This is a genomic window from Streptomyces sp. NPDC101234, from assembly GCF_044767525.1.
Classification (GTDB): domain Bacteria; phylum Actinomycetota; class Actinomycetes; order Streptomycetales; family Streptomycetaceae; genus Streptomyces; species Streptomyces sasae.
Window position 1 is genome coordinate 20,063 of sequence record NZ_JBIWOA010000040.1, and the last position, 26,916, is coordinate 46,978.

Here is a 26,916-nt window from a genome sequence, read left to right on the forward strand (position 1 = left end):
CCAGCGCCGGCACAGTGGCGTGCGCACGGACGCATGGATCCATGACTTCTGGTGCAGAGAAAGGCGACCTTCTCGGAGGCGAAAGTGATTCGGATCGACATACTTTCCAACTCGCCGATCTATCTGGTCGGCCTCGCACAGACACTGAGAAATTCCGGAATCCAGGTCGTCGCAACCCGGAGTTCACTGGAGGAGGAGCCTTTCTGGCTGGCCGACGCCCTGATCGTCGACGCCGAGGCGCTTCCCGAGGACGGCCCCCGCTACATATCCGAGATGGCCCAGGGCGCCACGGTACTGGTGGTCAACCACGGACTTCCGGAGAAGGCCGACGCCTATCTGGCGGCCGGGGCGGTGAGTGTCGTCACCAGGAGAGAGTCCGCCGAGCGCATTGCGAGCACCATACGGTCGATGGCCGGCGGAGTGACCGTTCGCCCGGGCGCCGCAGCGGCGCCCCCGGCCGAGAAGCGCACAGCCTTCAAGGACCTCAAACTGTCCGGCCGCGAGGAGCAGGTGCTGCGCCACATCTCGCTCGGCCGGACCCACAGCCAGATAGCCACGCGCCTGGGTATCAGCACCCACACGGTCGACACCTACGTCAAACGGATCCGCACGAAACTGGGGGCCGGAAACAAAGCGGAACTCACCCGGGCCGCCATGCTCCGCGCCAGTCACGAGTTCGCCTCCGACTCCGCCGACCACACCCTCGCGGAGCCTTCCCACCAGTCCTGAAGAAGCCCGGACCACCGGCTCCCGAAGAAGCCGGGACCGGCAGAAGCACACGGATTCGACCTGCTGTCCCGAATTTCGGTGACAGCCGTCCGGTCCCGATCCCGGGCGACTCTTCTCCCCGGGCCTGCACAATTGGTCTGCCTCGATATCCGGAACTCCAATCCGGTCGGGGCCGGATCGGAGGAAAGAATGAGTGCCGCGTCGACCGAGTCGTCCCGTCCGGCATTCGATGTCGCCGCCCTCGATGCCGTACACCTCGAAACCCTCCCGACCGTCCGGGTGTCCCTCCAGGAGCTGCGGCTCGGCGACACCCCGCGGCAGGGCGGGCTGAGCGAGGAGCACTGCCGGAACCTGACGGACCTGGGCGACGCGCTGCCGCCCGTCCTGGTGCACGGCCCCACCCTGCGGGTCGTCGACGGACTCCACCGGGCGCGGGCCGCCGTGCTGTGCGGCCACGAGGCCATCACGGCCAGGGTCTTCGACGGCTCCGAGGACGACGCGTTCGTCCTGGCCGTGCGCCTCAACCTGCGAGGCCGCCGACCGCTTGCCCGGGCCGAACGCGTCGCCGCCGCGGTCCGTATCGTGCGCACCCACCCGCACTGGTCCGACCGCAGGCTGGCCGACAGCACCGGGCTGTCCGCGGCCACCGTCGCCGGGATCCGCAGCCGTTCGGCCGCGCAGATCCCGCGCACGCAGATCCGGGTCGGCAAGGACGGCCGGGCGCGCCCGGTGGACGGCGCGGTCGGCCGCCGGCGGGTGTGCCGGCTCCTGGAGTCCGACCCCGCCGCCTCGATCCGGGAGATAGCCCGGCGCGCGGGTGTCTCCCCTGCCACCGTGCTCGACGTCCGGCGGCGGCTGCGGGACGGGCACGAGCCGGTGCCACCGCGGCTGCTCACGCGGGAACCGGCCCCGCGGGAGGAGCCCGCGGACGAGCGCACCGCACGGATGCGCGCGTTGTTCGAGGCCGAGGCGGCCGCCGATCCCGAAGAGATCATCGCCGCCCTCACCAAGGACCCGTCGCTGCGCTACAACGACGCGGGCCGCGGCCTGATCAGATGGCTCGACCAGTCCCGGCGGGCCATCGCCCACTGCCCGGACGCGGCGGAGCGGATCCCGCCGCACAGCGCCGCCGCGGTCGCATCGCTGGCCCGCGAACTCGCCTTGGCCTGGGCCGACTTCGCGTCGGCGCTGCTCAGCACGGAGCAGGCGTCTTCCTGATCGCGCCCAGGTCCGCCCGACGGCACCGGGCGCGCCGGTGCCTCTCCAGTTGCGACAGAAGGAAACGTCATGGACGAGATGCAAGAGGTATTCGCCCGGGTCGACGAGATACGCCAGGACCTCCCGGAGCGGGCCCGGCTCCGGGAGGACACGACGCTCAAGGAGATCGCCCGGCGCCTGGAGGTGTCGCCGCGGGTCCGACGGGTGCCGGCGGTCCGGGCCCTGCTGGAGGACCTGCGCTCCTTCGAGCCCGGCACCCGGATGGAGGCCGTCAAGGCGCACATCAACACCCGGCGGGACAACCACGTGTTCTCGCTCTTCGACGCCTCCTACTTCCCCCGGCTCAAGCTCGACTACCTGACCTACGCCACCCTGCCCACCGACCCGCATCTGGCCGAGCGCTACGCGAGCCCGACCATGCCCGTCACCATCACGGGCCGGACCGCAGGATTCGACTCGCGCGTGGTGGTCGCGCTCTTCCCCGAGAACCATCTCGACGGGATCCAGCGCCCCGACGACCTCATCTTCTACTTCATCGACAAGTTCGTGACCCGGCACAACCTCGTCACCCGGAAGATGATCGACGAGATCGTGGAGCCGGGTGGCTTCCCCGCCATCCAGGGCGCCCCGGACGAGGTCGTCCAGCAGGCGTCGTCGTGGTGGGTGCGGCTGCACGAGTACCACCACCGGCAGGGCGACATGCCCATCCCCGACTTCCTGCCCGCGAAGAAGTCCAAGCCGCTGGCCGGGCTGGAGGAGCTGCGCGTGGACATCTCCAGCATGCTGGCCTGCCTGCACGACGACCGGCTGCCCGCCGACGAGGCCCTGCGGGCGTACGAGTTCATCCTGGCCGAACGGCTGCTGCGGTACGCCGTGGAGGGCATCCCGAGGCCCAACTACGACGCGGTGGCCTCGCAGTTGCTGTTCAACTACCTGATCGGGCACGACGGCATCCGGCTCGACGAGGGCCGGATCCGGCTGAACCCGCACCTGCCCGCCGTACTGGAGCGGTTCCTGGGCGAGATCCAGCGGATCGAGCGGTACATCCACGACGAGCCGGTGGAGGCCGTGCGCAAGCGGCTGCTGGCATTCACCAACGAATACACGGACTATGACCCGGAAATCAGGGACTACCGGCACATCCCGTTCTTCGCCGAGGTCAAGAAGCGGCTCGGCGTGTAGTCCCCCGGTTTTGGGGACATTCGGCAAAAGCACCGTCTGACTAGGTTACAGAACATGGAAGTTCAGGCCCTGTCTCATGTGATGCTGGCTCGGGCCGACAAGGCGCCGGATGCCGTTGCATACGAAAGCATTGACACCTCCGGTCTTGTCAGCACGCTGACATATTCCCAAGTCGCGTCCCGAGCCGGTGAATTGGCCGGACGGCTCGCGGAAGGCGGCGACGGGCCGGTGCTGATCGCCCTGCCGGCCGGTCTGGATTATCCCGTCGCGGTGTTCGCGGGATTCCTCGCCGGACGCCCGGTGATTCCGGCCTTTCCGCCCGACTACTCCTCGACCCCCGACCGCACCCGGCTGGCCGGGATCGTCGCCGACGCCCGGCCGTCGACCCTGGTGGCGCGGGAGCGCTACCCGGAACTGGGCGTGCCGGATGTGCTGCGGGTGCCCGGCGCGGAGGCGGACGGCGGCAAGCCCCATGTGGGCCCCGAGCAGGACATCGCGGTCATCCAGTACACCTCGGGGAGCACCGGCCGGCCGCGCGGGGTACTGGTCCGGCACGAGGGCCTGGCCGCCAACACCGCGGCGATCGCCGAGAAGTTCGGCCTCGACCCCGAGTCCCGGGCGCTCACCTGGCTGCCGCCCTTCCACGACATGGGACTGGTCGGCGGCCTGCTGACGCCGATGGCCGCCGGGATCCCGATCCGGATCATGCAGCCGGGCGACTTCCTCAAGGCCCCGCTGTGGTGGCTGCGGCAGATCGGCGAGACCGGCGCCACCCACACCGGCGGCCCCAACTTCGGCTACGACCTGTGCGTCCGCCGGGCGAACCGGCAGGACGCGCTGGACGGACTGGACCTGTCCAGCTGGCGGGTGGCCTTCAGCGGCGCCGAGGCGGTCAAGCACCGCACGATGACCGAGTTCGCCGCGAAGTTCGCCCCCGCCGGATTCCGGCCCGAGGCCTTCCTGCCGTCGTACGGCCTGGCGGAGGCGACCCTGATGGTGAGCGCCGGCCACTGGTCCCCGACGGCCGGCGAACCGGACGGCCCGGTCAGCTGCGGAACGCCGGTGGCCGGCCAGCAGGTGGCCGTCGTCGACCCGGAGAACCTGACCCCGGTGGCGGACGGCGCCGAGGGCGAGATCTGGATCGCCGGCCGCCACATCACCTCCGGCTACCTCTCCCACGAGTCCGGCGAGCTGTTCGGCGAACTCGACGGAGTGCGCCATCTGCGGACCGGCGACATCGGGTTCCTGCGCGACGGCGACCTGTACGTGAGCGGACGCGCCAAGGACGTGATCGTCCACCGCGGTGTGAACTACCACGCCGTCGATGTGGAGGCCGCCGCCCTCGACACCGTCGGCCGGGCCGGGCGCACCGCGGCGGCCTTCCTCGTGGAGACCCCGACCGGCTCGGTCCCGGTGCTGGCCCTGGAGGTGCACGGCAGTCCCGGCGCATCGCTCGCGGCCGACATCCGTACCGCCGTGCTGGCCCGCACCCGGCTGCGCCTGGAGGTGGTCGCGCTGGTGGGACCGCGGTCGCTGCCGCGCACCTCCAGTGGCAAGGTGCGCCGGTCCGCGGCGCGCGACGCCTTCCTGGCCGGCGCCTTCGACGAGGCCGTCGTCAGCGGCCGGGACCGGCTGGCGGCCCTCGAACCCGGTCGCGCCCGGATCGCCGCCACGGCGGACCTGACCTCGCTGGTCTGCGGCATCATCGCCGGCACCGGCGAACTGCCGGACTGCAAGCCCACCGACGAACTGACCGCCCTGGGGGTCGACTCACTGCGGGCTGCCGAGGCCGCGGCCGTCCTGGAGCACGCGCTCGGTCTGCCGGTCCCGCTGGAGACCGTGCTCACCTCCGCCACCCCGGAACGCGTCGCCGCCGCCCTGATGACGGGCTGGCTGGCCGACGGGCACGACGCGGCACTGGTGCGCACACGCATGGAGTCCACCCACGAGGGCGCGGGAGTTGTGTGATGGATCATCTCGACATCGGGCGGAATCTCGTCCACCGCTGGCGGACCGCGGACACCACGGCACCGCAGGCCCTCACCGGCCGGGCACCGCTGACCAAGGCACAGCGGGGCATCCTGGTGTTCGAGCGGCTCCATCCGGGCACCGCGGTCTTCAACCTGCGCTTCACCGCCCGGCACACCGGACCGCTCGACCCGGCACGCTTCGACCGCGCGCTGACCGCCCTGCTGCGCCGCCACCCCAGTCTGCGCAGCAGGTTCGACCAGGGCGATGCGGGACCGGTCCGGGTCGTCGAGGACTCCGCCGAACTCACCGCCCGCTGGACCGACCTGGGCCCGCTGCCCGCCGAGCGGCGCGAGCGGGCGGCCCTGGAGCTCGCCGAGCGGGTGGCGGCCGAACCGTTCGACCTGGCGCAGGCCCCGCCGGTGCGGGTGCACGTCGTGCGGCTGTCGGACGAGGAGCGCCTGATCGTCTTCGTCGCACACCACCTGGTCTGCGACGGCGCGTCGATGCAGGTGCTGCTCGCCGATCTCGACACCGCCTACCGGGACCGGCTCGACGGCGTCGTCCCCGTGCCCCTTCCCGCCGAAGCACCCGCAAACGCCCTGGCCTACTGGCAGCGGCAGCTCGCCGGGCTGCCCGAACTGGACCTGCCGGCCGACCGGGCGCGCCCCGCCCGGCCCGGGTTCGGGGCCGGCTCGGTCGAGGTGACCGTACCGGCCGATCTGGTCGCGCGGGCCGGGAAACTGGGGCGCGAGGAGAACGCCACCCTGTTCATGGTGGTGCTCGCCGCGTTCCAGTGGCTGCTCGCCGAGCACAGCGGGCAGTCGGACTTCGCGGTCGGCTCCCCCGAGGCGGGCCGCTCCCGTCCCGGTGAGCACCGGGTGGTGGGGCTGCTGTCCGATCTGCTGGTGCTGCGGGCCGACCTGAACGGACGGCCCTCCTTCCGGGAGCTGCTGCGCCGGGTGCGCGGCACCTGTCTGGACGCGTTCGCCCACCGGGGCGTGCCGTTCGAGGACCTGGTCTCGGCCCTCGCGCCCGGCCGTCACCTGGACGGCTCGCTCGTCCGGGCCAGCCTGGCCTTCCAGGGCGAATGGGGTCCGCTGACCCTGGCCGGCGCACCCCTGCGGCAGGTCGCCACGGACCGTCCGGGGCTGCGCTACGACGTGGATCTGCACCTGTGGCGGGAGCAGGGGGGCCTGTGGGGCACCTGGGACTACAGCACGGAGGCGTTCACGCCGGACACCGCGGCCCGGATGGCCGAACGGCTGCCGGCCCTGCTGGCCCGCGCGCTCGCGGAACCAGACCGTCCGCTGGACCGGCTGGACCTGCTCACTGACTCCGACCGGACGCTGCTGGAACGTTGGGGCCGCGGCCCCGACACCGACGACCCGGACACCAGCCTGGTCGCGCTGTTCGCCGGGCAGACCGCGCGCACCCCCGACGCCGTCGCCGTCGAGGACTCCCGGCGCTCGCTGACCTACCGCGAACTCGACGAACGCTCCAACCAGCTCGCCCGTCTGCTGGCCGGGCGGAAAGTCGCGGACGGCGACATCGTCGGCATCCGGCTGGGCCGGTCGGTGGACCTCGCCGTGGCCATGCTCGGCATCATCAAGGCGGGCGGCGCCTATCTGCCGCTCGACCCGGCGTACCCGGCCGACCGCACCGACTACATGCTCGCGGACAGCGGGGCACGGCTGGTGGTGGCGGATGCCGAACTGGCCGCGCTCGACGGCCTGCCGGTGTCCGCCGTGGACCGCGCTCCGGTGCGGCCGGACCAGCTGGCCTACGTGCTGTACACCTCGGGCTCCACCGGACGTCCCAAGGGCGTCCTGGTCACCCATCGCAACGCGGTGCCCATGGTGCTCTGGGGGCGGCGCACGTTCACCGCCGAGCAGATGTCGCGGGTGCTGGCGTCCACGTCGATCTGCTTCGACGTCTCGGTCTTCGAGTTCTTCGGACCGCTGTGCGCGGGCGGCACCGTGGTCGTGGTCGACAACGCGCTGTCGCTGCTGGCCGAGCCCACCGACGTGTCGATGGTCTGCTCGGTGCCCTCCGCGGCCCGGGCGCTGATCGCCGCGGGCGCGCTGCCGCGCAGCACCCAGGTGGTCGGGCTCGGCGGCGAGGCCGTGACCGGCACGCTGGTCGACGACCTGTACGCCACCGGGCACGTGCGGGCGGTCGTCAACCTCTACGGGCCGACCGAGGACACCACCTACTCGACGTACGCGATCCTGCAGCCCGCCGAACAGCCACCGCCGATCGGTGTGCTGCTGCCGCACGGGCGCGGCCGGGTCCTGGACGAGGCGCTGCGACCGTTGCCGGTGGGCGCGGTCGGCGAGCTCTACCTGGCCGGGCGCGGGGTCTCGCGCGGCTACATCAACCAGCCCGCCCTGACCGCGGGCCGCTATGTGCCGGACCCGTGCGCGACGGAGCCGGGCGAACGGATGTACCGCACCGGTGACCTCGTCCGGTACCGGTCCGACGGCGCCCTGCTCTATCTGGGACGGCGGGACTTCCAGGTCAAGGTGCGCGGCCAGCGCATCGAACTCGGCGAGATCGAGAGCACCCTGCAACGCCATCCGGACGTCCACGAGGCCGTGGTGTCGCTCCACGAGGACCGTCTGGTCGGCTATCTGACCGCCCGGGACCCGGGCGGCGCCCTGGACCTCGACGAGGTGCGGGCCCATCTGCGCCGGACGCTGCCCGTGGTGATGGTGCCGAGCAGTCTGATGCTCCTCGACGCGCTGCCGCAGACCCCGAACGGCAAGGTGGACCGCCGCGCCCTGCCCGTCCCGCAGGCCCCGGTCGGCCTCAGCGGTGAGCCGCCCCACGGCCCGGACGAGGAACTGGTCGCCGAGGTCTGGCGGCAGGTCCTCGAACTCGACGACGTCTGCCGCGACGACGACTTCTTCGATCTGGGCGGGGACTCGCTGCTGGCCGGCGAGGTGCTGAGCCGGCTGCGCCCCCGGGCGGGCGGCGCGCTGCCGCTGCGGATGGTGTTCGAGCACTCGCGGCTGGCCGACCTGGCCGCAGCCCTGCCCACGGCACCGCCCGCGTCCGGCGGGACCACGGTGGTCCCGAGGCCGGCGGGGGCGAAACCCGTCCTCTCCTTCGACCAGCAGCGGGTCTGGCTGGAGTGCATGGTCAAGGGCGGCACCGCCTACAACGTGCACGGCCGGCAGTGGCTGGACGGCCCGCTGGACGTCCCGGTCCTGGAGCGCAGCATCCGGGCCGTCGTCTCCCGGCACGAGGCGCTGCGCACGACGTTCCCCGCGGCCGGCGGTCTGCCGGAGCAGCGTGTGTCGGCGCCCGACCCGCAGTGGCGGCTGCCGGTGCGTGACCTGTCCGGGCACGGCCCGGACGAGGCCGAACGGCTGGCCGACGGTCAGGCGGCAACGGTGTTCGACCTGGCGTCGGGACCGCTCTTCGACTGTCTGCTGGTCCGGGTCTGCGACACCCGTCATCTGCTCAGCATGACCATCCATCACATCGTCTCCGACGCCTGGTCGGTCGGGCTGATCCTGCGGGAGCTGTCGGCCCTGTACCGGGCGGGCGGCGACACCGGGCGGGCCGGGCTGCCGGAACTGCCCGTGCAGTACCTCGACTACGCGGTGTGGCAGCGCACCGAGATGGCCGGCGAGCGCCTCTCCGAGCAGGTCGGTTTCTGGCAGCGGGAACTGGCCGGGGCTCCCCCGGCGCTGGCGCTGCCGACGGCGCGCCGCCGGCTGCCGACGCAGGGTGCGGCCGGCGGCCGGGTGCGCACGGCGCTCGGCCCGGACGCGTCGGCCGCGCTGCACAAGCTGTGCCGGAAGCACGAGGTGACCCCGTTCATGGCCGTACTGGCGGCGTACGCGACCGTGCTGCGGCGGTGGACGGGCCAGGACGACCTGGTCATCGGGGTGCCGGTGAACACCCGGGGCTCCGCGGGCGCGGACGCGTTGGTCGGGCTGTTCGTCAACACGCTTCCGCTACGGGTCCGGCTCGCCGGCGACCCCTCGTTCCGGGAGGTGCTGGAGCGGGTGCGGCGGACTTCGCTGGAGGGGTACGGCAGCCACGCCGACACCCCGTTCGAGGCGCTGGTCAGCAAGGTGCGGCCGGTGCGGGATCCGGCCCGGACACCGCTGTTCCAGGTCATGCTGAACATGATCGAGAGCGCCGAGGGCGAGTGGCAGCTGCCCGGGATCACCGTCGAGACGCCGGAACACCCGGTGCAGCCCAGCAAGTTCGACCTGAACCTGGATGTCCGGCACGACGGCGACGACTACCGGTTCGACCTGCAGTACCACGCGGAGCGATACGACGAGGCGGCCATGCGGGAGCTGCTCCGGCAGCTCGGTGCGGTCCTCGCGGCGGCCGCCGACGACCCGGACCGCGGCCTCCTCGAACTGGAGCTGTGCGGCGGGACCGGGCCGGCCGGCCCGGCGTTCCGTCCGGGGCTGTCCCCCGCCGACCGGTTCGCTCCGCTGGCCTCGGGCGACGGCGTCTGGCGGGACCCGGTGGCGGCCGAGGGCGCGGACCTGGTGCTGCCCGAGCGGCCGCCGGGCGACGACCCCGTCGCGCTCCTCGGCTGGCTGCGGACCTCGGCGGTGACCGCGGTCGAGCTGAGCGCACCGCTGCTGAGGGCGCTCACCGGACGCGGGGCGGGGACGGTGCTGCCGCTGCTGCGGCACGTCTTCCTCGTCAACGACGGCGGTCTGACGGCCCATGACGTGGCGCGGGCGCGGCAGCTGGCGCCCGGCTGCCGGGTGGTCGCCGTGTTCCGGTCGGCCTCGGACGTCTCGTCGGCCGCCGCCTACGAGGTCCCCGCCCGCTGGTCGCCCGTCTCGGCCCCGCTGCGGGTGCCGATCGGCGCCCCGGCCGAAGCGGACGCGCGCAACGCGGCCGGGTTTCCGGCGGCGGTGGGCGAGGTGGCCCGGCTGCGGAACGCCGGCGAGTTCACCGGCCCTCCGGTGCGGCGCCGCAGTGACGGGCTGCTCGAGTTCGCCGGACCCGCCGCGGACGGCGGGCCGGACGTCCTCGAGACGGTCGCGGCGCTGCTGGACCTGCCCGGGGTGGCCGACGCGGTGGTCACCGTGTCCGGCACCGCCGGGGACGCGGCCGCGGCGGACGCCTGGCTGGCGGTGTCCGACCCGACGCTCGACCCCGCCCGGATCCGCCAGCACCTGGTGACCCGGCTGCCGGAGTACCTGATCCCGGGCCGGCTGACCCTGCTGCCCCGCATCCCACTGAGCCCGGACGGCGGCCACGACAGGTCCGCCCTCCCCGTGAACGCGGGCGACGACGCCCGGCCGTAACGACTGTTCCCCAGGAGGAACCCCGTGAGCATCCAGCAGACGGACGCCCTACCCGACAGCTCCGAGGACGCACGCGTCGAGCAGGTCCTCGCCATCGTGCGCCAGGTCCTGTCCAAGCCGGGACTCACCGCGGACGACGAGGTCATGGACTTCGGCGGCACCTCGCTCTCGATCGTCCGGATCCTCGCCGAGATCCGCAAGACCCTCGGCACCGACGTCAACCTGCGGGAACTGGGCGGTTCCGTCACGGCCCGCAGCCTCGTCCGCGCCGCCCGCTGACCGCCCGCCACAGAAACGAGTTGGGACAACCATGACGGACACCGTGCAGAGCGGTTTCGCCCTCGGCGAGGCCGACCGCAAGACCTTCCAGGAGCAGGGCTTCCTCATCTTCAAGGTGCTGGAGGAAGAGGAGATGGTGAGCGCCTGGCGGACCGAGCGGCTCGCCCTGATGGACCGGAGCAACGCCATCTACACGGAGGAGTGGGCGGTCTCCGGCAACACCAACATCTCCAACTACGACCGGCACATGGACAACGACTTCCTGGCCGACCTCGTCACCGACGCGCGCATCGCCGACCGGGTGGCGAGTGTCCTGGGCCCGGACGTGCTCTGCTGGCGGACCGAGTTCTTCCCGAAGTACCCGGGCGACGAGGGCACCGACTGGCACCAGGCCGACACCTTCGCCAACGCCTCCGGCAAGCCGCAGATCGTGTGGCCCGAGGACAGCGGGTTCGGCGGCACCCTCACGGTGTGGACGGCCTTCACGGAGGCCACCGTCGACAACGGCTGCCTGCAGTTCATCCCGGGCTCGTTCACGACGATGAACTACGACGAGACCAAGGTCATGGAGTACCGGCCGGAGACGATCAACCGGAATCGCAAGCGGGGCGTGCGCCGCGGCTTCTTCGGCTACGACTACCGCGAGCTGCAGATCGACCCGGACTTCGTGCCGGACGAGTCCCAGGCCGTGCCGATCGTGCTGCGGCCCGGCGAGGCGGTGATGTTCTGGTCGACGCTGATGCACGCCTCGTACCCGCACACGGGCAAGAGCGACGAGATGCGGCTGGGCTTCGCCGGCCGGTACGTGCCCACCAGCGTGCATGTCTACCCGGACACGGACGTCGTCGAGGAGTACGGCGGCAAGGTGAGCCTGGACCGCTACGGTGCCGTGGTCGTCAGTGGCGAGAACCGCTACGACCACAACCGCATCGCCACGCACACCGCCACCGGCCACCCGTTCGCGCGGCACTGACCGATGGCGCTGCAGACGCAATCGTCCCGGTCTGCGCACTCCGCGGCCCGGGCCGCGCTGACCGACCTGGTCGGCGCGGTCCGGCAGCTCGAAGGGCTGGTCCGCCAGGTCGGCCCGGTCGCGCTGCCGGCCGGCACCTGCGACCGGGCACCGGAACTGGTCGCGGCCGTGTGCCGGGAGCTGGGGATCGCACTGGCCTTCGACGGCCCCCTGGACGACCATGCGCTCCAGTCGCTGGCGGCGGAGATACAGCGTGCCCAACGCGCGCCGGAGCTGGCCGGCCTGACCCCGCGGGAGGCGGCGGACGCGGCCCGGCTGATCCGCGACGAGGAGGACGCCCGGCTGCGCTTGCACACCGTGGTCCGGCCGGACGGCGCCGAGCTCCAGGTCGTCGAGACCGGCCCGGAGACGGGGCCCTGCGTCCTGCTCTCGTCGGCCTGCGGGATGAGCCACCGGCTCGCCCTGCCCTGGCTGCACGCGCTCGGCGCCGGCCACCGGTGCGTGGTGCTGCAGACCCGCGGCACCGGCGAACCCGTGGCCGACCCGGCGGACTTCGACCGGTACGCCTCGGGGGTGCCGGAACAGGCGGGGGATGTGCTCGCCGTCGCCGACGCCCTCGGCATCGGGTCCTGTCATCTGATGGGGCTGTGCGGGGGCGCCGTACCCGCGCTGCTGGCCGCCGTGCAGGAGCCGTCCCTGGTCCGGTCGGTGAGCCTGTGGCACGCGGACCTGGAGCTCGGTCCGGAGGCGGCGAAGAGCGACCACCAGACCAATCTGAGGTCGCTGCTGGATCTGGCCGGCGAGTCCCGGGACACGGCCGGCTGGCTGCGCGACAAGATCGCCAGTGGGCCGATGACGGGGGTGCCCCCGCAGGTCGGGCCGCTGGTGGTACGGCCGTACGCCACCGCCGAACTCCTCTACCGCTATGCGCGGCTGACCGGGGCGACCATGCACTGGGACTCCCGTGCGACGGCGGCCCGGGTGACGCAGCCGACCCTGATCGTGACCAGCGAGGACGACCACACCGCCCACCCCGACGGATCGCGGCGGCTGGCGCGGCTGGTCCCCGACGCCCGGCTGGTGGTCACCGCGCACGGCACCCATCTGGACGCGTTCCGGGCGAGTCCCGAACAGGTGCACACGCTGCTGGCGTTCCTCGGGGAGGTGGCCTGACCGGCCGGCGGGGAGCATGACGGAGCGGCCGGCAAAAGCTCTCCTGCGCCGGCCGCTCCGTCGTGCCGTATCCGGGCTATCCCTCGCCCAGCCCCGCCTGCGTCGCCGCCTCCCGGCGCAGACCGGGGTGGTACCGCAGGGCGCCGCCCGGGCCGCCGTAGGGACGCGGGCGGACGGCGCCGGTGCGGCGCAGCACGGTGATGCTGTTCTGGCCGAGCTTGTGCGGCTCCAGCAGGTTGACCATCTCCAGCTCGCCGGGGCGGCTGTGCTGCACCTTCGCGAAGTACTCCAGGATCGCCTCGCCCTCCGGGTAGGTCATCAGGTAGTGCATGACCACCAGGCCGCCGTCCGGATTGATGCGCTCCCAGAAGTGCTCGAAGAAGTACAGGCACTCCCAGGCGTCGACCCAGGCCAGGTCGATCGGGAAGAGGTCGTCCGGCAGCAGTCCGGCGCAGTCGTGCAGATCGGCGTTGACCACCTCGACCCGTTCGGCCAGGCCGAGGTCGCCGAGCACGTCCAGCACCCGGCCCGCCGAGGACGCCTCGATGGACAGGTTGTCCACCGCCACGAACCGCGGCCGGTAGGGCTCCAGATAGAACGACGGCGCGAGCAGGGGCGGTTCGGTGTACGCCCAGATGTCGTCGAGGTCCGCCCCGCTGCCCAGGTGCGCCCGCGACTTGGCGGCCAGCGCCACGGCCTCGGCGTCCGCCTCGCGTTCGTTCTCGGCGAGCGCGGCGGCCAGGAACGGGGTGGTGTAGCCCATGCCGATCTCCAGCACCCGTCTCGGGCGGTGCAGCCGGACCAGCTGTGCGAGCAGCGGCGCGACCACCTCCGTGCCCATGCCCGGTGCCCGCAGCCTGCCGACCGCGGCACGGAACTCCGCGTCGGACACCTCCGGCGCTCCCATCAGCTTCCCTCCTTGTGTCGAGCGGTGAACCGCACGGGCAGATGCTCGTACCCGTGCAGGAAGTTGGACCGCACCAGCTTGGGCGTCCCGGCGAGTTCGACCCCCGCGAACAGCTCCGTCAGGCAGGTCAGGGTGGTGCGCATCTGCAGCCGGGCGAGCCCGGAGCCGGGGCAGCTGTGTGCGCCGGTGGCGAAGCCGATGTGCGGGTTGGGGTGGCGGCGGATGTCGAAGACGTGGGGCAGCGCGAAGACGGTCTCGTCCCGGTTGGCCGAGATCTGCCACAGCACCACGGGGTCCCCGGCCCGGACGGCGCGGCCGCCGAGGTCGACGTCGCGGGTGGCCACCCGGGTGATGTGCCGCACCGGGTTGGCCCAGCGCACCGACTCCTCGACCGCCGACGGCACCAGCTCCGGGTCCGCGCACAGGTCCCGGAAGCTCTGCGGGCACTGGACGAACGCGAGCAGCATGTTGCCGAGCGAGTTGCGGGTGGTCTGGGTGCCGGCGATGGCCATGTTGAGGGCATTGAGGATCACTTCGCCCTTGGTCAGTCCGTCCCGGCTCGCCGTCCCCTCGGACAGCTGCTGCACCAGCCCGCGCCGACCCGCCTGCCGGCGGCCGGAGCGGACCAGCTTGGAGAAGTAGCTGAGCAGTTCCCCGTTGGCCCGGGTGGCCTGCGCGTCGAGGTCCACCCGCCGGCCGTCCTGGACGGCCTCGCCGGAGAGGAAGACCTGCGCCGTGCGCTCGGCGATCCAGTCCAGGTCCTCCGGCGGCAGGCCCAGCAGCAGACCGGCCACCTGGGTGGGGATCCGGGCCGCGGCCTCCGGGACGAAATCCACCGGCTCGTCGCGGTCGCGGATCCCGGTGAGCAGGCGCCGTACCAGCGCCCGCACGTCGGGTTCCATCGCGGCCACCGCGCCGTCGGTGAAGAACCCCCCGATGCCGCGGCGCAGCCGCCGGTGCTCCGGGGGGTCGGTGACCTCGGCCATCATGCCGGTGGCCGGATCGGGGTCCGGTCCCACCGAGTCGATCGTCATGCCGTGGGTGGCGGTGAAGGCGGCGGTGTCCCGGTAGACCCGTACCACGTCCGCGTGCCGGGTCACCGACCAGAACCCGGGGCGGCTCTTCGGCCCGTGCCAGCTCACCGGGTGGGCGTGCCGCAGATCCGCGAAGACGCCCTGGAGGTCCAGAGTGTGATGCAGGTCGGGACGGGCGAGATCGAGATGCGGGACCGGGTCGGTCCGTTCGGTGGACGGGGGGGTGTCCAGGGTGGTCGTCATCGGGGCCGGCCCCTTCCTGCGCTGCCCGCGGCTGCCGTGGCCGAGGCGGTCATGACCGGCAACGTAGCTGCCGGGGCCGGCCGGGCGGGCGTCCCATAAAGCGGGGAGACACGGGTCCGGTACCAGCCGGGGCCCCGCCGTCCTCGATTCATGTGACGCCCCTGCCGGTGCCCGACTCGGTAGCTTCGCCCGCAGGTCAGCAGCCACGCCGGCGCCGCCCGGTCGGACCGGCCAGGCGGGTGCAGCAGTGACGTCCCCGGCAAGGAGTCGAGGCAATGAATCCGTTCGATGGCCCCGAGGCCACCCCCGCGGTGTCCGCCCGCGACGGCTCCGCAGCGACCGTGCCCGGTCTGATCCGGGCGCAGGCGCTGCGGTCGCCGGAGGTGACGGCGGTCGAGTCGGCGGGAGAGTTCCTGACGTACGGCCAGTTGCTGGCGCAGGCCGAGGGCCTGGCCCGGCACCTGGTCGGCATCGGGGTCGGTCCGGGCGACCCGGTCGCGGTGGCGGTGCCCCGCGGGGTCGACCTGGTGCCGGCCCTGCTCGGCGTCCAGCTGGCCGGTGCCGCCTACGTGCCGCTGGACCCGGAGCACCCGGCCGAGCGCCTGAACCACATCCTGCGGGACTGTGCGGCGCGGGTGCTGGTGACGTCCGACGCTTCCGGCTGCCCCGGGCTGCGCACCGAGATGCGGGTGCATCTCGACGACGTCCCGGTGCGCCGCGGCCCGGGCGGCGCCGGCCCGCTCCCCGGGGCGGACCCCGAGTCCGCGGGCTACGTCATCTACACCTCCGGCTCCACGGGCCTGCCCAAGGGCGTCGCCGTGCCGCACCGGGCGCTCGCCAACTTCATCGCCTCGATGCGCGAGCGGCTCGCGCTGCCCGACGACGTCGTCCTGCCGGCCGTCACCACGGTCTCGTTCGACATCGCGGGCCTGGAGCTGTTCCTGCCGCTGACCACCGGCGGCCGGGTGGTGCTGGCCCAGCAGTCCGAGACCGCCGACCCCCGCAGGCTGGCGGCGCTGCTGGAGCGCACCGGTGCCCGGGTGATGCAGGCGACCCCGGTCGCCTGGCGACTGCTGCTGGAGGCCGGCTGGACGCCGCCTGCCGGGTTCACCGTGCTGTGCGGCGGTGAGCGGCTGCCTGCCGAACTGGCCGGCCGGCTGCTGGGCGAGCGCGTGGTGCTGTGGGATCTGTACGGCCCCACGGAGACGACGATCTGGTCGTCCCTCACCCGTTACGAGCGTGGCGCGGACACCCGGTTCCACCCGGTGCGCGGGACCCCGCTGCACGTGCTCGACGAGCGGCTTTCGCCGGTTGCCGAGGGCGAGTTGTACATCGGCGGGGCCGGACTGGCCACCGGCTATCCGGGCCGTGCCGGTCTGACCGCGCAGCGGTTCGTCGCCGATCCGTCCGCGGACCGCCCGGGAGCCCGTCTCTACCGCACCGGCGACCTCGCCCGGCGGCATGCCGACGGCCGGATCGAGATCCTGGGACGCAACGACGACCAGATCAAACTGCGCGGCTTCCGCATCGAACCGGGCGAGATCGAGCATGTGCTGGCCGGACACCCGGAGGTCGCCGAGGCGGCCGTACGCGTGAGCGGCGCGGCCGAAAAGACCCCGCGGCTGGTCGGCTACGTGCGTTCCGCCGACCCGGCGAGCCCTCCCGAGGCCAACCGGCTGCGGCTGCACGCGGCCCGCTCGCTCCCGGCGTACATGGTCCCCGCCCAGTTCGTCGTCCTCGACGGCTTCCCGCGCACCCCGAACGGCAAGCTGGACCGTGCGGCGCTGCCCGCCCCGCCCGCGCTGCCCAGGGCGGAGATCCCGGCCGGCGGGACCGGCGCCGGGCGGGCCGCGGCGGGCGGTTCGGCCGGCGGGACGCAGGAGCGGGTCGCCCAGGTGCTGGCCGGAGTGCTGGAGCGCCCGGAGATCGGTCCGCACGACGACTTCTTCGCCCTGGGCGGTGACTCGCTGCGCGCCGTGCAGGCGATCCTGACGCTGAACGCGGAGCTGAACCGCGAGGTCCCGATCAACGCCCTGTTCGAGGCCCGCACCGCCTACGGACTGGCCCTCCTGCTGGACGGCGACGACGCGGCCGAGCCCGAGCTCGCCGCGCTGCCCGCCGACCGGGCGCCGCGCCTGTCCTGGGCGCAGTGGCGGTCCTGGCTGCACCAGCAGCGGGTGCCGGACTGCACCGCGGACAACCGGCCGCTGACGGTCCGGCTGCCCGGCCCGCTGGACGTGCCGGCCGCGGAGTCGGCGCTCACCGGCCTGCTGGACCGTCACGAGGTGCTGCGCACCCGGTACGAGTACGACAGTTCCGGCCAGCCGGTAGCGGTGGCCGACCCGGCCGAGCCGGTGCGGCTGACCGCCGAGGTGGGCGATCCGCGGCAGATCCTGGCGGCCGAGCTCGCCCGGCCGTTCGATCTCTCCAAGGAGCCGCCGGTACGGTTCCGGCTGGTGCCGGAGCCGGGGGCGGAGTCGGCGCTGCTGCTTTTGGTGCTGCACCGGATCGCGGCCGACGACCGCTCCTGCGACCTCGTCGCCAAGCAGATCCGGGCGGCCTACCAGACCCGAGCGGTGCCCGCGCCCGAACTGCGCTACGCCGACTACGCGAGCTGGCAGCGGGACCTGGTGGCCGCTCCCTCGGGCCGCCTTCACCTGGACTTCTGGCGCACGGCGCTGGCCGGGCTGCGGCAGGCCGGGCTGCGCACCGACCGGCCGCGCCCGTTCGGCCGCGACTGGCAGGGCGGGACGATCCGGTTCACGGTGCCGTCACAGACGGCCGGGGCACTGCGGCAGCTGGCCTTCGAGCACGACGCCCCCGCGTCGGTGGGGCTGCTGGCGGCCTTCTTCGCCGTGCTGGCCCGGCACTCCGACGGCGCCGATCTGACGGTCGGGGTGCCGGTGTCCACCCGGCGGCCGGAACTCGCCGGTGTCGTCGGCGTGTTCGAGGAGACCGCGGTGGTCCGGGCGAGCGTCGCCGACGCGCCCACGTTCCGCGAGCTGCTGGTGCGGGTCCGCGACGCCGTGCTCGCCGCGCACCGGCACGCGGTGCTGCCGCTGGAGGAGATCGTCGCCGGGGTGCTCGACGTGGTGGAGACCGAGCCGGCGCCGGGCCGCGGCCCGCTGTTCGACGTGACGTTCGGCGCGCAGGGGGTGCCGGCCGAAATCGCCGGGTTCCCGGTGCCGGACGCACCGGGCACCAAGCACGATCTCTCGCTGCGGCTGACGGACCGCTCGGACGGCGGCATCGGGGGCCGGCTCGACTACGCCACCCAGCTCTTCGACGAGGCGACGGCCGCCCGGATCGCCGACGACTTCACCCGGATGCTGGCCGAGGCGGCCGGGAGCCCGGCGGCGCAGCCGACGGAGGTCGCGGTGCCCGGCCCCGCGTGACACCGGCCAAAGTGCCGAAGGCCGCCGGCCGGGGCTGACAGCCCCGGCCGGCGGCCTTCGCGCCCTGGTCCCCGCCGTACCGTCGTCAGTCGCCCAGCGTCCGGTACAGATGGGTCTGGCCGGGCAGTTCCTGGGCCAGTCGGACGGCGGCGGACAGCTGTGCGCGATAGCCGTCCCGCCTCGGATCCAGCATGATGCCGATCATGGTGCCGCTGTGGCAGGCCACCAGCCCCAGCCCCGAGACGGTCCGGCAGATCTCCCGCAGCGCCGCGAAGTTGCGGTTGGGCATCCGGGACTGGTTGAGGGCCGCGCTCTCGGTGCTGACCGCGCCGACCGCCGCCAGCTCGCCGACCGCGACGGCCCGGCTCAGTTCGTCCAGCAGCCCCGCGTAGTGCCGCCGTTCGCCGGGTCCGTAGCCGGGGGCAGCGCGGTTGAAGGCCAGGGTGTCCACCGCCCCGCCCTGGTCCACCGCCACGATCTGCAGCCCCGGCAGCTCTCCCAGAGTGTGCAGATGCCGGCCCCGGCGGTGGTCGAAGGCCACGACGCCCGGGTGCATCACACCGTCGGTGGGTTCGATGGCGGTGAGCAGCTCGCCCAGCCGCCTGCCGGACACCTGTTCCCCGGTGACCGCCAGGACGGCGCGTGCCGTCGCGACCAGGTCGGCCGAGGAACTCGCCAGTCCCTTGCCCTCGGGGATGCTGCCGTGCAGCACCAGCTCCCCGTCGCACGGTCTGCCGAGTTCGGCGAGCAGGGCGGCGGCGAGCCGGCCCGCCTTGGACTTGCCGGCCGGGCTCACCCGCAGCCCGCTGCCGGGCGGGCTGAGTTCGAAGCGGGCGGTCGACCAGCGGGCCACCGGCAGGGTGACCAGGAAGCGGCCCTCGCCGTCGGTCTCCCCCGGCCCCGGCAGGGCGCCCTGCAGCAGTTCGCCGAAGGTCCCGTTGGCGGTCCCCACGCCGACCCGGCCGGAGCCGGGACGGACGGGGGCGGTCAGTTGCCGGGCGGGCGCCGTCATGACAGCGCCGCCGTGGAGCCGAAGCGGCCCTCCAGGAGGTCGAGGATCGCCTCGGGGCGGATCCGGGCGACGTCGCCCGCCGTCTCGGTGAGCCGGTACCGGGTGATCCCGGTACCGTCCGGCCGCAACCGGGACTCGGCGGCGCCCAGGGTCAGCTCGGTGACCGGGCAGTCCGGTCCGGGCCCTGGCGCGCCGTCGAACCGGCGCAGCAGGTCCAGCGCCTCGGCCCAGTCGTGCCGGTAGGCCTTGGCGACGAACGCGAGGCGGCCCGGTGTCGCTCCGTCGACCTCGACATATGCCTGGCGGCGGCCCAGCAGGTCGGCGATCGCGTCGTCGCTGAGCGCGGTCCCGGTCACCCGGGCGAGGTCCTCGGGCACGGTGTCGTCCCAGGCGGTCAGGACGCCCGCCACCTTGCCGCCGGCGTCCTCCAGCGCCCGCGCGGTCGCGAGCGCCGCCACGGCCCCGGCGCCCTGGCCCCACAGGTACAGTCCCTCCCGGCCGGCCAGTTCGGCGGCCAGTCGCCCGGCGAGCTCGGCCAGCGGGACCGGCCGTTCGTCGGCGTGTGCGAGATCGTGTCCGGGCAGTTCCACGGCGAGAACCTGCGCCCGGCCGCCGGCGACGTCGGCGAGCCGCTGGAAGTTGATCGCGTTGCCGCCGGCGTCGGGCAGGCAGACCACCATGGGCCGGCCCGGTTCCGCCGGGCTCAGTTCGTGGACCAGCCGGGCCGTGGTCGCGTCCGCGGCCTCGTCGAGCAGCCGGGCCTGGTCCTTGAGCACCGCGTGGCCGAGCATGTCGGCGAGCGAGAGCCGGTGGTCGAGCCGCATCAGCAGGTGGATGGCGGACAGCGAGGTGCCGCCGAGGTCGAAGAAGTCGTCGTGCCGACCGACCCGGCCGGCCGCCATGCCCAGCACCTCCGCCCAGAGCGTGGCGAGCCAGCGCTCGGTGTCGCCGGCCGGAGGTTCGAAGGCGTGGATGCCGGCGGACAGTTCCTCCGCCAGTTCCTTCAGCCGCCGCTTGTCGGTCTTGCCGTTCTCGTTCAACGGCATCTCGGGGAGCCGGAAGTGATGGGCGGGGACCATGTAGGGAGGCAGTCTGGCGGACAGCAGGTCGTGCAGGTCGACGGAGGACAGCTCGCGGTCGGAGACGTAGAAGCCCACCAGGCGCGCCCCGTTGCCCTCCCCCACCGTGACGACCGCCGCGCCGCAGACTCCCGGCACCTGCGCCAGCGCGGTCTGGATCTCACCGATCTCCACCCGCAGCCCGCGCAGTTTGATCTGCTCGTCACGCCGGCCGAGGAACTCCAGGCGCCCCTCCGGCAGCCAGCGGCCGAGATCGCCGGAGCGGTAGAGCCGTTCCCCGGGGGCGTAGGGGTCCGGGTGGAACGCGTCGGCGGTGCGTTCGGGGTCGTTGATGTAGCCGCCGCCGACGCAGACGCCGGCGAAGACGATCTCGCCCCGGCCGCCCTCGGGCATGAGCCGCAGCTGCTCGTCGACGACGTAGACCCGCATGTTCCGCAGCGGTCGGCCCACGTCGACGACGGCCAGCGGGCGCCGGGGCGGTCCGTCCAGCACCTTGTGCATGGTGTCGTCCGAGACCTCGGTGGCTCCGTAGGCGTTGACCAGCCGCACTCCGGGTACGGCCGCGAACCAGCGGCGTACCAGGTCCGCCTTGAGCGCCTCGCCGGTCACCGAGACGGAGGCGAGTGCCGGCAGCCGGACCGCCCCGGCCTCCAGGTGTGCCAGCAGCACCTCCAGATAGGAGGGGACGATCTGGATGGTCGTGACGCGGTGGCGGACGAGCAGCCCGGCGAACGCGGCGATGTCCAGCTGCTCGCCGATGCCGGCGATGACGGTCGCCCCGCCGACCAGCAACGGAGCGCACACCTGCCACAGGGAGATGTCGAAGCACTGCGACGCGGTCTGGGTGACGACGTCGGCGGGGCCCAGGCCGTGGTCGTCGGCCTTGGCCCAGAGGTGGTTGATCATCCCGTCGTGGGCGCAGACGGCCCCCTTGGGCCGGCCGGTGGAGCCGGACGTGAAGTACACGTAGGCGGGCTGGTCGAGCGCGGGGGGCGGGAGTTCCACGGCGGGCGCCGGCTCCGCGAGCAGGGTGCCGATGCCGTGCACCGCGCCCTGCCAGTCCCCGGTTGCGGTGACTTCCGTCATCAGCGCGGCGCCGTCGGCGTCGGTGACGGCGACGGCGCACCGGGCGCGGGTGAGCTGGTCCACCACCCGGAAGGCGGGGAAGTCGGGGCGGACCGGCAGATAGACCCCGCCGGCCTTGAGCACGCCGAGCAGCGCGGTCACCCACGGGAGGTGGCGGTCGCAGACCACGGCCACCGCCTGGCCGGCCGTGACGCCCATGCCGTGCAGGTGGTGCGCGATCCGCTCGGAGGCCTGGTCCAGCTCGGCGTAGGTGAGGCTCGCGTCGCGGTGGTGGACGGCCGGACGGTCGGGATGGGCGGCGGCCCGGGCCCGGAACGCGGAGACGAACCCGTCCGGGCCGTTGTTCACCCGTGGCCCGCACAGCTCCGTCAGCTGACGGCGGTGTTCCTCGGCACCGAGCATGTCGGCGAGGTCGACGGAGCCGTCGGGGTCGGTGGTCGCGGCCGCCAGGGCGTGGGCGAGGTACCCGAGGAGCCGGTCGGCCGCCTGGTGCGACACCTCGGTGGTGTCGTAGTCGACGGTGAGCTGTCCCGATCGCCGGTCCAGCCCGACCACCAGGCCCGAGTCGGCCGGATCCGCCGTGCCGTGCAGGTCGAGCACGCTGTGCGGGCGGCCCTCCAGCGGCCCGTGGCGCAGGGCGGCGGCGAGTGCGGACCAGCCGGTCCGGCCGACCGTCGCGGTCAGTGCGCCGAGTCCGCCGTCGGCACCGGTCACGGCGGTGGTGACATCGGCCTCACCGACGCATCGCGACAGCACCGCGGCCCAGCAGGCCTGCGGCACCGGGTCCGCCGCGGCGCGCAGTGCCGTGCTGAGCTCCGGCGGCAGGTCCCGCTCCTGCCGGCCACGGCCGGACGGGGCGTCCGGGAGTGTCCACGGGGGCAGCGGTGTCGTCGGTACGCGGATGGGGTCAGCAGGGTTCACGACAGCCTCCGGGCGAGGATTGCGCGAGTGTTGCCGTCCTGGTCGGCGACCAGCCGGATCTCGCTGTAGGTACCGAGTGCGGCGAGGCGTTTCTCCACGACGCGGCCCATCCCGGCGCCGACCTCGAAGCCGAGCCAGCCTCCGGGCACGAGATGCCGGTGCGCCTCGGCGATCAGGCGGTAGACCACGGTCAGGCCGACGTCGCCGCCGTCGAAGGCCGCGGCCGGTTCGAATCCGCCCACCTCGACGGGCATGGTCCGGGCCGACTCGGTCGGCATGTACGGCGGGTTGCACACGATCAGGTCGAACTCGGCCGGCCGGTCGGGCAGTTCGTCCAGGGCCGCGAAGAGGTCACCGGCGGCCGCGGTGACCCGGTCTGCCACCTCGTGGAACTCGGCGTTGCGCGCGGCCACGGCGACCGCGTCCGCCTCCAGGTCGGACGCCCAGACCCGGGCCCGTGGCTCCAGCACGGCCAGCGACACGGCCAGGTTGCCCGCTCCGGTGCACAGGTCGAGGATCCGCACCTCGGCGGCCCGGTCGGCGATCTCCCCGGCCAGGTCGAGTGCCGCGCCGGCGAGCAACTCGGTGCCGCGGCGGGGGATGAGTGCGCCGGGCGCGGTGAGGAGTTCCAGGCCCAGGAAGCCGCCGCGGCCGGTGAGGTAGGCGAGCGGCTCGCCGGCGATGCGGCGGCCCAGCAGCTCGTCGAGGGCGCGCTCCTGCTCCGGGGTGAGGCCGGGCAGCGGCTCGGTGGCGTCGGCCGTGACGGCACGGGGGGTGCCGGCGGCGGCGAACCACAGCGCCCGGGCCGTGCTCTGCGGGCTCTCGTCGGGCTTGTCGGCGGTGAACACCGCCTGCTCGCGCAGCCGCTCCTCCACCCGCCCGTACAGCAGCGGTACCGCGTCCTCTCCCGGCGCGACCGGCAGCGCGGCCGCCGTGCCGTCCTGGTCGGCCGTGTCGAGCTCGGCGAGCAGCGCCTCCAGGTCGTCGTCCCCGGACAGCTCGGCCTGGGTACGGACGATCAGCTGGGCGAGTTCGTCGACGGTGGGGGCCTCGAAGATGTCGCGCAGGGCCAGTTCCACGTGGAAGAGGGCGCGGATCCGGGTGGCGAGCTGGGTGGCGAGCAGGGAGAAGCCGCCGAGTTCGAAGAAGCTGTCGTAGACCCCGACCCGCCGGATGTCCAGGAGCTCCTTGATCAGCTCGGTGAGCTGTTCCTCCATCGGTGTGCGCGGGGGCACGTACTCCTCGTCGGTCCCGCCGTCCCCGGCACTGGCCTCCAGCGCCGCCAGGTCGTACTCCCCCCAGGGGGTGCGCGGCAGGGCGGGGAGTACGACGATGCGCTCGGGGAGCAGATAGCCGGGCAGCCGGGTCCGAAGGAAGTTGTGCAGCACGGCGGCGTCGGTCCGCGGGTCGGGGCCGGCGACGTAGGCGGTGAGCGCGGGCGGGTCCGCCGGTCCCGCCGCCACGGTGACCAGCGCGTCGCGCACCTCGGGGATGTCCCACAGGGTCGCCGCGGTCTCCTGCGGGTCGAAGGCCGGGCTGCCGTCGGCGCGGCACACGAACTCGAGGGAACCGTCGGGCCAGCGACGGCCGATGTCCCCGGTGCGCACGGTGGCGAAGGTCAGTTCGCCCGGTTCGCCGACCGCGGCGGGCCGGCCGCCGGGCCGCACCAGCTCGGCCGGGGCGCCGGGCAGTTCGCGGCCGAGGGGCACGCGCAGCGGTGCGGTGCGCAGCTCCTGCCCGACGGGCACCTCGTGCACGGCGCGGGGGCGTCCGTCGGCCCCGCTGCCGTACAGCGAGACGAAGCGGGCGGTGGGCGCCAGGCGGCGCAGGGTGTCGACGTCACGGGACAGCAGGTCGCCGGTGTTCTCGACGAACACGCGGGTCAGATCGGGCAGTCGGGGGCCGGTGGGGTCGGCGGCCAGGGCGCGCAGCACGGACGGGGTGGCGTACAGGACGCTGATCGCGTTGGTCCGCAGCCAGTGCGTGACGGTGCCGGCGTCCGCGGCGAACGAGCAGTTCGGGATCGCGAAGGTCGCCCCCGCGCGGAAGGTCATGGCCAGCGCCGACTCCAGGTGGCCGGGCACGCTGGACAGCACTGCGATCCGGTCGGCGGGGGTGGCGCCGAAGCGGTCGGCGGGCCTGTCCTGTGTGCCGGACGGGGCCGGTGCCTGCCCGGTGGGCGTCGCGGCCGGGTTGCTCAGCACCTCGGAGAGACCGATCGTGCCGGTGCCGTCCGCGGCCGCGTCGAGCACCGCCGACACCGCCGTGGCAGCCGCGGGGTCGTCGATCACGGAGCAGTCGGCGCCCGCTTTCGCGCAGCCGAGCAGCGCCGCCACGAACCCGGCCCCGGGCCGCCGTACGACGGCCACCCGGTCGCCCGCGGCGATGCCGTGCCCTGCCAGCAGCCCGGCGATGTCCGAGGCCGTCCGGGCGAGCCGGCCGTAGCTCCACTCGCCGTCCGCGTCGGTCACCGCGGTCCCGGCGGCCGACGCGGCGTGCCGGTCCACCTCCTCGTGCGGTGCGAGGTCCAGAGCGGGGGTCTGCGGTCCCGGCAGTGCGGCGGGCGGCCGGAACGTGTAGTCGAGGATGCCGCGTCCGGGATCGGCCACGGCGCCGCTGAGCAGTTCGTGCACGTGCCCGACGAGGACCCGCACCATCTCCACGTCGCAGCGGTCCGAGGCGAAGTCCAGCTGCAGCCGCAGCCGGCCGTCGGACTCCTGCGCGGTCACGGTGAGGTCGAACCGGCTGAACAGGGACGGTGTCTCCATCGGCTCCACGGTGAGCCCCATGGCGCGTTCGGCCTCCGGGCTGCCGACCACGTTCAGCACCACCTCGAAGAGCGGGGTGCGCCGTGGGTCCCGGGCCACCTGGAGGTCCTCGACGAGCGCGTCCAGCGGGGCGTCGGCGTGGTCGTAGCCGTCAAGGGCGATCCGGCGGACCCGGCCGAGCAGCTCGGTGAAGGAGGGGTTGCCCGACAGGTCGATGCGGAACGGCAGCACGTTGACGAAGAAGCCGATCATGTGGTCCGTGCCGCTGGTCGTACGGCCCGCCAGCGGCACGCCGATCACCACGTCGTCCTGCCCGGTCCAGCGGCTGAACACGGTGGTCAGGCCGGCCAGCAGGGCCATGAACGGGGTCACGCCCTGGGCCCGGCACAGGGCGTGCAGGGCGGTCGTCTCCTCGCGGGTGAGCACCGACTCCATCCGGTCGGCCTCGGCACGCTGGGTCGTGGTGCGGCGCTGTGCCGTGGGCAGCGCCAGCACGGGAGGCGCGCCGGCCAGATGCTCGCGCCAGTACCCGACCTGCCGTTCCAGCGCCTCGCCGACCAGCCGCTCACGCTGCCAGAGCGCGTAGTCGCCGTACTGGACGGGCAGCGGCGGCAGATCGGCCAGGACCGGGTCGCCGCCCGCCTCGTACAGGGCGGACAGCTCGCGTACGAACAGGGCCAGCGACCAGGTGTCGGAGACGATGTGGTGCATGGTGACGCCGAGCAGGTGCTCGGTGTCGCTCATCCTGACCAGCATGCATCGCAGCAGGGGGCCCTCGGCCAGGTCGAACGGGGTGGTGGACTCCTCGTCCAGCAGGGCCAGGGCCCGTGCCGTACGGTCGCCGTCGGCGGTGGTGAGGTCCTCGACCCGGACGCTCCAGTCGTCGTCGGGGTCGGCCACCCTGTGCACCGGGCGGCCCTCCACGGTCGGGAACCGGGCGCGCAGCGCCTCGTGCCGCGCGAGGATGGCCCGCACGCTCCGCTGCAGCACCGGCACGTCCAGCGGGCCGATGAGCCGCCTGCGCATGTGGACGTTGTAGATCACGCCGGGCAGCAGCTGGTTCTCCATCCACAGCCGTTGCTGATCGTAGGAGAGCACGGGCTCGGCGTCCGGGGGGCGGGGGGTGATCGTCCGGGGCGGGGCCGCCGCCGCCCGGGCGGCCGCCTCCTTCGCGGCGACCCTGGCGGCCAGGCTGGTGACCGTGCGGGACTCGAAGAAGTCCATCACCGGTATGTCGACGCCCAGACGCTTGCGGATCCTGGCCACCACGGCGGGGGCCAGGGAGTGGTCGCCGAGGGTGAGGAAGTCGTCCGTGACATCGACGTCAAAACGGCCGAGCACCTCCTGCCAGATGGCAAGAATGGCGTTCTCATAGCGGCTGCCCGGCGCGTCGGCATCACTCGCGGAAAGGTCGGTGGAATCCCGTCCGGAGAATTCTTCGAAGTCCGCGGTAACCTGCGTCGAAGGAAGTGACATAAGAAAAGGCTAGGACCCGTGACGTCGGGTCGGATGTCACCAAAAGCAGGGTCGAGCCGGGCGCTTATGTGCCCTCTCGATTTCACGGGACCGGGCACGTGAGGGAATTGTGGCCGGTGCCGGAAAAGGCCGATTGCCTCGCCCGGCGCGGAGGCCGGGCGAGGTGTCTCGGCGGGGCC

At 73.4% G+C, this 26,916-nt stretch carries 14 protein-coding genes; 9 read left to right on the top strand and 5 right to left on the bottom strand.

The annotated features are described in order from the left end of the window. The first annotated feature begins 84 nt into the window (after positions 1–84). The 8 genes from ACIRR9_RS45725 (at position 85) to ACIRR9_RS45760 (ending at position 12,816) form a co-directional block, all read left to right on the top strand. Positions 85–729: a LuxR C-terminal-related transcriptional regulator gene (locus tag ACIRR9_RS45725; protein WP_365345255.1), complete on the top strand. Its 645-nt coding sequence runs from the start codon at positions 85–87 to the stop codon at positions 727–729. A 189-nt stretch (positions 730–918) separates the two neighbouring features. Next, positions 919–1,947, top strand: a complete 1,029-nt coding sequence (locus ACIRR9_RS45730; RefSeq protein ID WP_403764975.1) for a hypothetical protein — start codon at positions 919–921, stop codon at positions 1,945–1,947. A 69-nt stretch (positions 1,948–2,016) separates the two neighbouring features. Beyond that, positions 2,017–3,129, top strand: a complete 1,113-nt coding sequence (locus tag ACIRR9_RS45735; RefSeq protein WP_403764977.1) for a DUF6421 family protein — start codon at positions 2,017–2,019, stop codon at positions 3,127–3,129. Between the two features lie 81 nt (positions 3,130–3,210). Continuing rightward, positions 3,211–5,097 carry a non-ribosomal peptide synthetase gene (locus ACIRR9_RS45740; protein ID WP_403765062.1) on the top strand — a complete coding sequence of 629 codons (1,887 nt, stop codon included), beginning with the start codon at positions 3,211–3,213 and terminating at the stop codon, positions 5,095–5,097. After that, complete coding sequence (locus ACIRR9_RS45745) at positions 5,097–10,391, top strand: amino acid adenylation domain-containing protein (RefSeq protein ID WP_403764979.1); 5,295 nt, start codon at positions 5,097–5,099, stop codon at positions 10,389–10,391. Before ACIRR9_RS45740 ends, ACIRR9_RS45745 begins: the two co-directional genes overlap by 1 nt. Positions 10,392–10,415: 24 nt before the next feature. Then, positions 10,416–10,670, top strand: coding sequence for an acyl carrier protein (locus ACIRR9_RS45750; RefSeq protein ID WP_365345262.1), 255 nt, complete (start codon positions 10,416–10,418; stop codon positions 10,668–10,670). A gap of 31 nt (positions 10,671–10,701) precedes the next feature. Further along, positions 10,702–11,643, top strand: coding sequence for a chlorinating enzyme (locus ACIRR9_RS45755; protein ID WP_403764982.1), 942 nt, complete (start codon positions 10,702–10,704; stop codon positions 11,641–11,643). A 3-nt stretch (positions 11,644–11,646) separates the two neighbouring features. Then, positions 11,647–12,816, top strand: coding sequence for an alpha/beta fold hydrolase (locus ACIRR9_RS45760; RefSeq protein WP_403764984.1), 1,170 nt, complete (start codon positions 11,647–11,649; stop codon positions 12,814–12,816). 76 nt (positions 12,817–12,892) lie between these two features. On the opposite strand, the gene ACIRR9_RS45765 is transcribed toward ACIRR9_RS45760, so the two are convergent. Together ACIRR9_RS45765 and ACIRR9_RS45770 are read right to left on the bottom strand one after the other, a co-directional pair. Further along, the gene (locus tag ACIRR9_RS45765; RefSeq protein ID WP_403764986.1) at positions 12,893–13,723 is read right to left on the bottom strand and encodes a class I SAM-dependent methyltransferase; all 831 of its coding nucleotides are present in this window, start codon (positions 13,721–13,723) and stop codon (positions 12,893–12,895) included. Continuing rightward, positions 13,723–15,000, bottom strand: a complete 1,278-nt coding sequence (locus ACIRR9_RS45770; RefSeq protein WP_403764988.1) for a cytochrome P450 — start codon at positions 14,998–15,000, stop codon at positions 13,723–13,725. Before ACIRR9_RS45770 ends, ACIRR9_RS45765 begins: the two co-directional genes overlap by 1 nt. 275 nt (positions 15,001–15,275) lie before the next feature. Here ACIRR9_RS45770 and ACIRR9_RS45775 point away from each other — a divergent pair, with 275 nt between their 5' ends. Then, positions 15,276–18,395, top strand: coding sequence for an amino acid adenylation domain-containing protein (locus ACIRR9_RS45775; protein ID WP_403764990.1), 3,120 nt, complete (start codon positions 15,276–15,278; stop codon positions 18,393–18,395). A gap of 85 nt (positions 18,396–18,480) precedes the next feature. Here ACIRR9_RS45775 and ACIRR9_RS45780 read toward each other — a convergent pair whose 3' ends face one another. From ACIRR9_RS45780 to ACIRR9_RS45790, 3 genes are read right to left on the bottom strand one after another with little or no spacing between them, the layout of a single operon-like run. Continuing rightward, positions 18,481–19,407, bottom strand: coding sequence for a kinase (locus ACIRR9_RS45780; protein ID WP_403764992.1), 927 nt, complete (start codon positions 19,405–19,407; stop codon positions 18,481–18,483). Then, on the bottom strand, positions 19,404–22,493 hold the full coding sequence (locus ACIRR9_RS45785; RefSeq protein ID WP_403764994.1) for an amino acid adenylation domain-containing protein: 3,090 nt from the start codon (positions 22,491–22,493) through the stop codon (positions 19,404–19,406). Before ACIRR9_RS45785 ends, ACIRR9_RS45780 begins: the two co-directional genes overlap by 4 nt. Further along, on the bottom strand, positions 22,490–26,737 hold the full coding sequence (locus ACIRR9_RS45790; protein ID WP_403764996.1) for a HemK family protein methyltransferase: 4,248 nt from the start codon (positions 26,735–26,737) through the stop codon (positions 22,490–22,492). The genes ACIRR9_RS45785 and ACIRR9_RS45790 overlap by 4 nt, the downstream gene beginning before the upstream one ends. Positions 26,738–26,916 lie beyond the last annotated feature (179 nt).

Excerpts from the sequence above, each read along its gene's own strand:
- ACIRR9_RS45755 (WP_403764982.1), top strand. The coding sequence starts at position 10,702 with ATGACGGACACCGTGCAGAGCGGTTTCGCCCTCGGCGAGGCCGACCGC.
- ACIRR9_RS45740 (WP_403765062.1), top strand. The coding sequence starts at position 3,211 with ATGCTGGCTCGGGCCGACAAGGCGCCGGATGCCGTTGCATACGAAAGC.
- ACIRR9_RS45765 (WP_403764986.1), bottom strand. The coding sequence starts at position 13,723 with ATGGGAGCGCCGGAGGTGTCCGACGCGGAGTTCCGTGCCGCGGTCGGC.
- ACIRR9_RS45775 (WP_403764990.1), top strand. The coding sequence starts at position 15,276 with ATGAATCCGTTCGATGGCCCCGAGGCCACCCCCGCGGTGTCCGCCCGC.
- ACIRR9_RS45780 (WP_403764992.1), bottom strand. The coding sequence starts at position 19,407 with ATGACGGCGCCCGCCCGGCAACTGACCGCCCCCGTCCGTCCCGGCTCC.
- ACIRR9_RS45790 (WP_403764996.1), bottom strand. The coding sequence starts at position 26,737 with ATGTCACTTCCTTCGACGCAGGTTACCGCGGACTTCGAAGAATTCTCC.
- ACIRR9_RS45735 (WP_403764977.1), top strand. The coding sequence starts at position 2,017 with ATGGACGAGATGCAAGAGGTATTCGCCCGGGTCGACGAGATACGCCAG.
- ACIRR9_RS45770 (WP_403764988.1), bottom strand. The coding sequence starts at position 15,000 with ATGACGACCACCCTGGACACCCCCCCGTCCACCGAACGGACCGACCCG.
- ACIRR9_RS45730 (WP_403764975.1), top strand. The coding sequence starts at position 919 with ATGAGTGCCGCGTCGACCGAGTCGTCCCGTCCGGCATTCGATGTCGCC.
- ACIRR9_RS45745 (WP_403764979.1), top strand. The coding sequence starts at position 5,097 with ATGGATCATCTCGACATCGGGCGGAATCTCGTCCACCGCTGGCGGACC.
- ACIRR9_RS45760 (WP_403764984.1), top strand. The coding sequence starts at position 11,647 with ATGGCGCTGCAGACGCAATCGTCCCGGTCTGCGCACTCCGCGGCCCGG.